Raw genomic sequence first — 803 nt, 5'->3', positions numbered from 1 at the left:
GCTGTACGCTATACGCCGTAAGCTGTAAGAAGGCGATTCGCGCCTTGGGAAAATGAAAACCCCGCTCAGGCATGGCCTGGCGGGGTTTTTCTTACGGCTTAGAGCTTACAGCTTCAAACTGGGGTTCAGCCCAGCAGATGCTCGACCGCGGCGCGCTCTTCCCGCAGCTCCTGCTCGGTGGCGTTCATCCGCTCGCGGCTGAAGTCGTCGACGTCCAGACCCTGGACGATCTCGTACTTGCCGTTCTTGCAGACCACCGGGTAGGAATACATGATCCCGGGCCCGACGCCGTAGCTGCCGTCGGCGGGAATACCCATGCTCACCACCTCATCGGTGCCCAGCGCCCAGTCGCGCATATGGTCGATGGCCGCGGAGGCCGCAGAGGCCGCGGAGGAGGCTCCACGCGCCTTGATGATGGCCGCGCCGCGCTGCTGCACGGTGGGGATGAAGTCGTTCTCGTACCAGTCACGCTCGATCAGATCGAAGGCCGGAGTGCCGGCCACCTTGCAGTGGGCCAAATCAGGGTACTGGGTCGCGCTGTGGTTGCCCCAGACGATCATCTGCTCGACATCGGTGACGTGCTTGCCGGTCTTCTGGGCCAGCTGGGTCTTGGCGCGGTTGTGGTCCAGACGCATCATCGCGGTGAACTGGCCCGCATCCAGGTCCGGCGCGTTGCAGGAAGCGATCAGCGCGTTGGTGTTGGCCGGGTTGCCCACCACCAGCACCTTGACGTCGCGGCTGGCGTTGTCATTCAGCGCCTTGCCCTGCACGGAGAAGATCGCCGCGTTGGCTTCCAGCAGGGC

The 803-nt window shown here is 64.0% G+C and carries 1 protein-coding gene; it reads right to left on the bottom strand.

The annotated features are described in order from the left end of the window. Positions 1-125: 125 nt before the first annotated feature. Positions 126-803, bottom strand: a 678-nt coding sequence (locus LWH95_RS21390) for a malate dehydrogenase (RefSeq protein WP_232920346.1), incomplete at its 5' end; no start/stop codon positions are given.

This window comes from Bacillus sp. G16 (assembly GCF_021282335.1).
Classification (GTDB): domain Bacteria; phylum Bacillota; class Bacilli; order Bacillales; family Bacillaceae; genus Bacillus; species Bacillus inaquosorum.
This window is presented reverse-complemented; position numbering and strand designations above follow the sequence as displayed.